We start from the raw sequence: 997 nt of genomic DNA on the forward strand, positions 1-997 counted from the left end.
GGGGCGCGAGTTTATTAAATGGTAATGAATTTGTGACGATTAATATTCATAATATTGAAGCTGCAGTACGTGAAATAGATTTTTATGATTTTTTAATTAATGGTGTTATTTGCTTTATTTTAACGTCATCGGCATTAAAATTTAAAATTTCAGATCTACGTAATTATTGGAAACCAATTAGCATATTGGCGACGATTGCATTGGTATTATGTGCTGGTTTTTATGCAGGAATATTATATTTATTCCAATGGGCTGTAGGTTATCCTGTTCCAATTTCTGTTTTATTATTATTAGGTGCAGCTTTAGGGGCAACAGATCCGATTGGAATTAAAGGCGTATTAAGTTCTATTCGGGCACCGCATCATCTGATTGTGAAACTTGAGGGTGAATCTTTATTTAATGATGCGATGTGTATTGCCTTATTTATGACTTTATTGAAAGTTTTACAAGGTGAACACTTTTCATTAGTGGCAACAGTTGAAACATTATTATATGAAATCTTTGTTGCGGTCATTATTGGTTTTGCTTTCGGTTTTGGTATCTTACGTTTATTACGTGGTAAGCATGAGATGGAGTCGTTAATTTTAACGACAGCGTTACTTGCCAGTGGTTCATATTTAGTTGCCTTATTTGCACATGCTTCTGCACCAATTGCTTGTGTGATTGGTGGTTTAATTGTGGGTAATAAATGGCAAGAAATCCGTGAACAACGTGAAATTCGTGAGGTCAATCATTTTTGGCATACAGTAGAAGGAATTATTAATTCATTTCTTTTTACATTGATTGGTTTAGAGCTTTTTATTCTAGATTTAAGTATAAATTTGATTATTGGCGGGATTATTTCCTTCTTGATCCTCCATCTATCTAGATTTGCAGCAAACTTTTCGGCTTTTGCCTTATTTCCTTCATTTCGTAATAAAAGCTATAACGGAAGCTTAACCATCTTGTCATGGGGAGGTGTTCGTGGTGGGATTTCACTGGCATTGATCTTAGCCGT

General features: G+C 34.5%; 1 protein-coding gene. It reads left to right on the forward strand.

Annotated features, from left to right (window positions below; all coding sequences use genetic code 11):
• Window positions 1-997, forward strand: a 997-nt coding sequence (locus tag RR876_RS16565; protein ID WP_332637138.1) for a cation:proton antiporter, incomplete at both ends; no start/stop codon positions are given.

Source organism: Acinetobacter sp. (assembly GCF_036666595.1).
Lineage (GTDB): Bacteria > Pseudomonadota > Gammaproteobacteria > Pseudomonadales > Moraxellaceae > Acinetobacter.